At 40.8% G+C, this 8,207-nt stretch carries 7 protein-coding genes; 5 read left to right on the forward strand and 2 right to left on the reverse strand.

Going from position 1 to position 8,207, the window contains the following annotated elements:
- The 4 genes from pnuC to ACT3RN_RS13090 all read left to right on the forward strand — a co-directional run.
- Positions 1-919, forward strand: a 919-nt coding sequence (gene pnuC, locus ACT3RN_RS13075; RefSeq protein WP_444518706.1) for a nicotinamide riboside transporter PnuC, incomplete at its 5' end; no start/stop codon positions are given.
- Positions 858-1,475, forward strand: a complete 618-nt coding sequence (locus ACT3RN_RS13080) for an AAA family ATPase (RefSeq protein WP_192520363.1) — start codon at positions 858-860, stop codon at positions 1,473-1,475. The genes pnuC and ACT3RN_RS13080, both read left to right, overlap by 62 nt.
- A gap of 171 nt (positions 1,476-1,646) precedes the next feature.
- Positions 1,647-3,125, forward strand: a complete 1,479-nt coding sequence (gene creD / locus ACT3RN_RS13085; RefSeq protein WP_192520364.1) for a cell envelope integrity protein CreD — start codon at positions 1,647-1,649, stop codon at positions 3,123-3,125.
- 778 nt (positions 3,126-3,903) lie between these two features.
- Positions 3,904-4,824, forward strand: a complete 921-nt coding sequence (locus tag ACT3RN_RS13090; RefSeq protein ID WP_192520365.1) for a DMT family transporter — start codon at positions 3,904-3,906, stop codon at positions 4,822-4,824.
- A gap of 199 nt (positions 4,825-5,023) precedes the next feature.
- On the opposite strand, the gene ACT3RN_RS13095 is transcribed toward ACT3RN_RS13090, so the two are convergent.
- Both ACT3RN_RS13095 and ACT3RN_RS13100 read right to left on the reverse strand, forming a co-directional pair.
- On the reverse strand, positions 5,024-6,085 hold the full coding sequence (locus tag ACT3RN_RS13095; RefSeq protein ID WP_192520366.1) for a hypothetical protein: 1,062 nt from the start codon (positions 6,083-6,085) through the stop codon (positions 5,024-5,026).
- A 215-nt stretch (positions 6,086-6,300) separates the two neighbouring features.
- On the reverse strand, positions 6,301-7,590 hold the full coding sequence (locus tag ACT3RN_RS13100) for a hypothetical protein (RefSeq protein ID WP_225739290.1): 1,290 nt from the start codon (positions 7,588-7,590) through the stop codon (positions 6,301-6,303).
- Between the two features lie 270 nt (positions 7,591-7,860).
- On the opposite strand from ACT3RN_RS13100, the gene ACT3RN_RS13105 reads away from it, so the two are divergent.
- The gene (locus ACT3RN_RS13105) at positions 7,861-8,190 is read left to right on the forward strand and encodes a hypothetical protein (protein ID WP_192520367.1); all 330 of its coding nucleotides are present in this window, start codon (positions 7,861-7,863) and stop codon (positions 8,188-8,190) included.
- Positions 8,191-8,207: the final 17 nt, after the last annotated feature.

Consider the following 8,207-nt stretch of genomic DNA (forward strand, 5'->3'; position numbering starts at 1 on the left):
TCGATCCACTCTAAAAAATACAGCGATACGGGTTACAGTTTGCGTAGCCTCTGTCTGCGCAGGCACAGAAAGCAAGAAAAATCTAAGCCGTATTGAGTGGTTGTGCCTCTTTTGTTTAGGACTGACTATACAAGCTAATATTTGGAAAATGCTAATGGCAGAACTTCTCAACTGGCTATTTGGACAGTACGCTGACTACACCACTTTATTCATCGTCCTCGAATTGATTGCCGTTATATTTGGTGTCGCAAGTGTATTACTCGCCAGCAAAACCAAGGTTTTGGCATTTCCTGTTGGGCTAGTGAGTACCGCGATATTTGTGTACTTATTATGGAAGTGGCAGCTGTTTGGTGATATGTTCATCAATGCCTATTACAGTATCATGAGTATCTATGGATGGATTAACTGGTCAAAAAACAAAGAAAATAAGAAACTACCAGATTATTCCGCCCAAACTAGCCAGCAGCAGGATGCATTGTTAAAAAACAATAATGCTCAAAATAGCATCCAAGTTGAACACTTACATATAAAAGATGTACCAATACTAACTGCACTGGCCTCTGCTACCGTTGCTTTCGTCGCTAGCATTTATTATTTCCGTCCAGTGATTAACAATGGCTTTAGCTTTGACGGTGCCGTGCTTGGTCTGCATTTATTCACTTGGGTCGACTATACTGACATGCTCACCACGGCACTTTTCTTAATGGCGATGTGGCTCATGGCCCGACGTAAAATTGAGCATTGGTTACTGTGGATCATCGCTGACGCTATTTCTGTGCCTTTATACTTTTATAAAGGTTTTACCTTTACCGCAGTACAGTATGTAGTTTTCACTCTCATCGCAATCTGGGCTTATTATGAATGGCAACGACGCTATCGTACACAACATGGCACACAACCTCATACAGCGCACACCTAAATCAGTCACTACAATTGCGGTACTAGGTGCAGAGAGTACGGGGAAGACGACGTTGTGCCGCGATTTAGCGACTCATTTCGATAGCCTTTGGGTACCAGAGTACATGCGTACCTATCTACAAGACAAATGGGATAAAAAGCAACTGACTTGTACGTGGGATGACCTGCTCCCTATCGCACAAGGCCAGATAGCATTAGAAAACAAACTCGCCATACAAGCAGCTGAAACGTCACAAGGCGACCATTATCTGTTTTGTGATACCAGTCTGTTTGAGCTAATGGCCTACGCTAATTGGTATTATGACGACTGCCCTACTGAGTTGACTCATGCAGCATTAATACACCATTATGATTTAATATTATTGACCGACGTCGATACGCCGTGGGTAGCTGACGACTTACGCGATAGTCCACACCAGCGCGATGAGATAAGTGCTTATTTTGCAAACCAGTTGACCCATCATAAGAAACCGTTTCATCGCATCGGTGGTAATAGAGAGCAACGAGTACAACAAGTAGCTAACTGGCTGTCCCACACAAACTCTACTTCACGTTAGTAAAAATTGTTGTGGCAATTTTTAGTCACACAAAAACACAAGCCTGTTATTTTCCACACACTTTCCACTGTTCTTACATATTTTTTCTTCATCCCTCCTCTATCCTTTTCTTTAAACCTGCTGACTGTTGTATTGACAGTTTTGGATTAAAGACTCATATGAGGGACTCCCATGCAAAAAACACTATTAATTAAACTATCCATCATCGCGGGGCTGTGCGTTCTGTTTGCCGTTGGTCTCAATATGATCGGCTCGGTCATCTACGAAAGACAGAACTATGCAGAATCTGTCGTCAAAGAAATCACTCAACAACACGTTGACCCACAAGAAATCATCACACCATTTATCGCCATTCCTACCACAGTAACACCTGAATGTCAGACGCAAGTGCCAGATTTGATCAGTGACTGCGCCGCCTCATACCCAAGCGTTGAGACCTTATTTGCCTCGCAAACTCAATCAGCGCAAAACCTAAAAGTAAGCACCGATACCTATAAACGCGGTGTTTATCATGCGACTAGCTACAATGGTGAGGTTAAATTTGATCAAAATTACTCATTAGACAACCAGCTCTTAAACTCATCGAACCAAAACCTAAGTGAAACAAGTACAGTAGCCATAGCGAATCAAGACAATATAGTTCCAGAGCAAACCCTCACACACTGGAATAAGGCAAAGTTGATTATCCCTGTGTCTGACCTACGCGGCCTTGCGACGTTGCCTACAGTGACGATCGGCAAACGTGAACTAAAAGCGACCTATCCGCAAGCTACCATGATTAAAGGCTTAACTTACGTCGAAGTTGCACTTACTCAGGAGCTATTAACACAGCTGAACGGTATTGTGGTTCATGTGCCTTTATCTGGTATCAGTAATATCAATACTGTACCGACTGGACAAAACTTCGAGCTGACCATGCAGAGTAACTGGCACGCACCAAACTTTATTGGCACAGCACTACCAAATATCAAAAACTTTACCCAAAAAGGCTTTGATGCCAAGTGGCAAAATCAATACCTCACGATGGCTAACAACCAGCGATTATCACAATGCTTGAGTATTCCCCATAAAGGATGCGCTGTCGTTAGTAGTGCTTATCTAGATACGAACCGTTACGCTTCTGAAGTCAGTAATAGTATTGATGCAGCAGCAGAAAGCGGTGTACCTAACAGTATCAGACTCAGCAGCTTTGGCGTTAGTTTTGCCGAGCCTAATGACGTCTATCTACAAACTCAACGAACCATGAAATACGCTCTATTACTAATCCTAGTATCGTTTGGCACTTTTTTCTTATTTGAAGTGATTAAATCTAGCCGTATTCACCCAATTCAGTACCTATTGGTCGGTTGTGCGTTATTTGTCTTTTATGTGTTATTACTGCCATTAGCCGAGCAGATAGTGTTTTGGAAAGCGTATGCCATTGCCGCTAGTGCCTGTGTTGGTCTTATTGGCTGGTATACCTATTATGTGCTGGGTGGTGTAAAACGTGCGGTCATCTTTACTGCCACACTGGCAGGATTGTATGCATCATTTTTTGGCATTCTTACCACAGAAGACATGAATTTATTACTGGGTGCTGTATTCTGCTTTGTAATACTCGCCTGTGTGATGGTCATGACTCGTAAAGTTGACTGGTATAAAGTCGCTTAAACTTATCAAGGTAGACAGAATCTATAGTCGATTCACTATAAAGCACATATAGTGATACTGGATACATCTTGCCCAGCCTCTGTCTATACAAGCACTGCAAGCAAGCAAAATGTATCCAGTACCTTATCGTTCAATTTGTATCGTTCAATTTGTATCGCTTTTATTTAAGACTGGCTGTATTAACTTTTACATCACAAAGATCTGGGCTGTTCTAAACCCGACTATTTGGTCCTGCCTAACTATGTGGTTAGGCAAATTTAGCACAGCCTAATTCCTCTTATCAGACAGCTATATCGCTATTAAGCAACGCCTCCTTTGTCTAATGCTCTACAAAAACAAAAATACTCCTTTCCAGTTCTGACAGTCGCTATCGATATGGTGATATTTCATCAACCATCAAAACAAAATGGCAAAACACTTATCCAATCCATGCTATCGTTTCTGACGTGTATTTTTTATTTGACCAACTTAACATTCGTTAAATTAGCATTGATTAAATTTAGTTCAAACTTTGAGGAAATGTGTTGTTATTTGTCTAAAGCTTCATTCACAATCCTTATCTCCCATGCAACTATCGTTAGTCCAATTTAAAAAAGATTTTTCGTTATAAGTACGACAAAATGTCGCTTTCTGTGACGCTGGTTCCATTCAGTTTGAGATTGATAGTCATCATTTTTGCTAAAAAACCAGGCACTGTGATAACAGCATAGACAAAAAAACACAGACAAAACCCTTTGTTATATATATTAAAACCCACTTATTCATAGTAGGAATTATTGTGAAAGCCACGCTTTATACTGTTATCGCACTGATCGCCTTTGCCGCAAACTCTCTTTTTGGAAGAATGGCGCTAGCAGAGGGTTATATAGATGCCTGGAGCTTTACCATCATGCGTTTGGTCAGTGCGGCTGTCTGTCTAGCTATCATCATGACGGTTTACACTTACCGCTTACGACGTCGGGTGACAAAGGTAGAAAACGCCTCCTATGAAGCCATTTTAAATGACAAAGGCAGTTGGCTTAGTAGCATAAGTTTAGTGGTTTATGCATTGTGTTTTTCGATCGCTTATGTGGAGTTAGATACGGGTACTGGTGCACTGATTTTGTTTTCAGCGGTGCAGCTCACGATGATTGGTTGGGGCATTTATAAAAAAGAGCAACTAAGCGCCTTGCAATGGGCAGCCTTCATCGTTGCGGTAATCGGGTTTGTCTACTTGATGCTACCCTCAGCGGCAGTGCCTTCACTATCGGCAGCGACGCTGATGGCAATCAGTGGTGTGGCTTGGGGTGTTTATAGCATCTGTGGCAAGTCCTGTATATCACCGCTACGCGCCACAGCGTTTAACTTTATCAGAAGTCTGACAGCCGTTCCGATGCTATTGTTCATCGCTATGCTCTATCTAGATGATATCGGCTTGGAAAACATCAATATAAGCGATATCACTATTACAGGCATACTGCTGGCATGTGCATCAGGGGCGCTCGCCTCAGGCATGGGTTACAGTATCTGGTATATGGCGATGCCACTGTTAAAAAACACCCAAGCTGCTGTGGTACAACTTTGTGTGCCTGTGCTTGCGGCCATACTAGGTGTGGTGTTTTTATCCGAGCAATTAACCATGCAATTCGTGGTGGCAAGCACGGTCATATTAGGTGCGGTGTTGGTGTTTATTTTGAATAAGAAAGCAGTAAAAGTTTAAAAATGACAATTGGATCCAATTATAGGCGCACATTGCACACACATCTTTTGAAATAAATCGTTTAAGACAGGCCACTGTATATAGTTGAGTTCGAATAATTTCGATACAAGGAAACCGAGTGCAAGCGATACATTAGTATGGTGAGCGAGGATGACGATGTAGCGGATTTATATGGATTTGACTATACTCGCATTTTCATCTAAGCAATCACTAGCATTACGTACAATATCGAGCCGATAAACCATGTCGCATTCACTGCTATGCCTGAGTACCATTTCAGTTTGACCTTTGTGTTTTTATTATCAAAGGCGGCTTGGCGCTCTGCAGTGACAGGCAACACATTATATGGGTTATCTTTTCCATCCCACATGAGCCGACGCTGCACTTCAGGGTGCAGTGCGGGGTTGGCACTGGATTGATAAATATTGCCTTCAGCTAGATCTAAGTAGCTGACCGTACACGCTCTCAACCAACCCATAACCGTCACTTCATGATGCAGACCAGTTAAGCCTTTGCCTTTCTTATCTTGAGCGATGTCAGCACAAGCCAATAGCGAGGTACTGATATCTGTCGGACAAGCGTGAGCGTATCTTGGATCAAGCGGTAGCTCGTCTGCTGGACGTTCCATATAGATACGAATAAACGTCCACTGATCATAAGGGTTTAGTTGCATGTCTTCAAAGTTAATAGATAAGCTTGGCTCTCCTGTTGCCTCATCTATTACATGTAGATTAAGCACTTCATACACTAAACCCTCATTACGCCTTATGGAGGCTGTGATGTCTTTGTAATTTATTAGATGAAGGATAGGCTTCTGCTTACGCTTGTGCTCATAATAAGCAAGCTGTTGTGTTTGTTTCAGTAGCAATATTTTGTGGTAGCGAGATTGCTTTCTTTTAAGTTGCTTTAGAGTAAAAAATGCACCGAATGATAAGATTGATATCAGTATCATCAGCATTATTATTAATGAAAGACCAACAATATCGAAAGGGCTTAAAAAAACATAATCATATATAACTGCCAACAAGAAAAATATATTCTGCCCACCTAACCATGCACCACAATAAGACGCTAAAAGCCATACATTTTGGATAGAGTTAATACTGGGATGAAATAATAAATAGTCTGGATTGACCTCATGAATAAGTGAACTTAATCTATTAATACTGACATTTTTTTCTTTAAAGTTAGGAATGTCGCCCTCATAAGGGCGACTGATTATTTTACCGACAGGAGGTACGGGAGGAAGCGGTAAAAACATATTGGAACTCAATCAAGGTTTATTGTCAGTTAGTGGATTTTTATTAAGCATTATATGCAACCATCCCTCAATATAACAGACTAAAGTTAAGTAATATCGCAATCAACCATTTGCTGTTCATTTGCTAGTTTTCACTATCAAAAGCCAAAGATATTAATCCATCGACCCTAGTTAATAGTTAGTGATGGCTTTATGCCCGTGTGCTATTGAGCCGATTAGCCACACCATTTAAGACCATTCTGAAAAACAACTCCTTTTGTTGCAAGGAAAAATAGGTAAAAAGACCCTAACATAATAAAAAAGGCAGCAACCTTAATAGTGTCTAGCTGTCTATTAACTACCCTAGCCAACGCTATCATCCATTTGGAATCTGCGAACATAAACAAACACAGTATTTGCATACCAATAGCCTGTAATAACTGCTGATAAATAACTGCTCCACAGGTTTGTTCAACAAAGAGAAAAATGATTACATCTACGATAATAATAATAAAAAATGCATCTCTACTCCATAGTTGACGACTTTTATCGTACCGAATCCTTTTTACCTTGATATAGTCAATATCGCTTTGATTATCCAACTGATTGGTTTCATTGAGATACCAAATGATTTGACGTTTATTTTTGCGTATCTGCTTACCGATCTGAGGCATCACGTCGCCCAATTGGAAGTACCGCGGTGCTTCATTCTCTGGTGACCACCAAAAACCCGTCTGTGGACACGGCTGTAGGGAATAACAACACAAGTGTGTCGGCTCGACATTCTGACTACTGCCGCCGCTATTTGCGATGCGCTCAACAAGCATCCAAGTGACAGGTGCATCACCAACCGCTTGCATGGTTTCAGGATCATAACCGACGTAAGCTTCATTTGCTAACATGCCATCCAATAACACTTGAGCACTAGCATCTGCTCTACTAGGTACATAAATACCTGCCACAGGGACGACTTCATCTAACTCAACAGTATACTGAGGGTTTAATCGATAGATAGGCCAGGATTCGGGTGGGTTAAGTGGTCCTCGCGATTCAGTCGTATATTCTTCAATTAAACTGCCCATTAGCCAACCAAAATAGCTGGTTATTTTCATATTAAAAGCACGCGTGCTTGCTTCTCTCTCCCACTTATCATAATCCAGTTGTTGCTGCTCTGACATCCAGTCGATGTGATAATCCATACTGATCGCGCGAAAATCGCTCTCCACATTACCGCCATAGCCTATTGCTGCTAAGTCTCCTTTTAATAGCTCTTGATAACCGGCGTCAAGACTGTCTAGAGTGCTACGCAAGTTTGGCAGTACCCGCTCGCCCCACACTATGTCAGGCTGCATATTGATAGGCTGATTGCGATAGTCGCTAGGTAAATCGCTCATGAATAGTTCTAAAGCGTATTCAGCAGCTTCTAGCATATTTGCAAAAGCATCACGCATCTCTTTAAAGTAAGCGGGTGAGCTATAGCGCTCTAATAGGTAAATCTCTTGTGGTCTTATTACGTATTTATGCATAGGACAGTTGGTATTCCTTTGTTTCTAATTTTACACCGCTCACTGTTTTGAGCTATAAATCACGATTTCACCCGACCATTAAAACCGTTGATCTTCCTACAAAAGTCAACTTTATAGCCATTTATATGAGTTTGTTATTTGTGGAAAAAGATTAAAAAAACTGTTTTCTTGTATATTCACATTATAATATATATAATATTCATTATTGCGAACCTATTAGAGTAGGTTTTCTCTACGCGTGATTATCAAAATACCTTGGGAGAAACTAACATGATTCGTTTAAGCTACACTCTCAAATGCTGGATGTTAGGTATTACTTATTTTTTAGTGTTTTATTTTATGGTCGTCATGAGCGATCCTAGCTTTAGCAAATATATTTATATGTTAGCATTAAGCACTTTACTATTTCCTATTGCTAAGCGAGCTATCGACGTAGCAGCAGAGTCTCTTGTACCAAACATTACATTGTTCAACGGACTACTGTCATCCTTGTTTATCAACGTTATCATTTGGCTATGCACACCGTTTATTGTAGCGCTAACAGTAATTACATTTATATTTTATAGTATGGGTGTGATGACAGAACGTGTTCGTCATTAATCTCTATAAAAATAAAT

The organism is Psychrobacter sp. AOP5-GZ1-6 (assembly GCF_052376345.1).
Classification (GTDB): Bacteria; Pseudomonadota; Gammaproteobacteria; order Pseudomonadales; family Moraxellaceae; genus Psychrobacter.

Coding starts and splice junctions, on each gene's coding strand:
- ACT3RN_RS13080 (WP_192520363.1), top strand. CDS start 858: ATGAATGGCAACGACGCTATCGTACACAACATGGCACACAACCTCATA.
- creD (WP_192520364.1), top strand. CDS start 1,647: ATGCAAAAAACACTATTAATTAAACTATCCATCATCGCGGGGCTGTGC.
- ACT3RN_RS13095 (WP_192520366.1), bottom strand. CDS start 6,085: ATGTTTTTACCGCTTCCTCCCGTACCTCCTGTCGGTAAAATAATCAGT.
- ACT3RN_RS13100 (WP_225739290.1), bottom strand. CDS start 7,590: ATGCATAAATACGTAATAAGACCACAAGAGATTTACCTATTAGAGCGC.
- ACT3RN_RS13105 (WP_192520367.1), top strand. CDS start 7,861: ATGATTCGTTTAAGCTACACTCTCAAATGCTGGATGTTAGGTATTACT.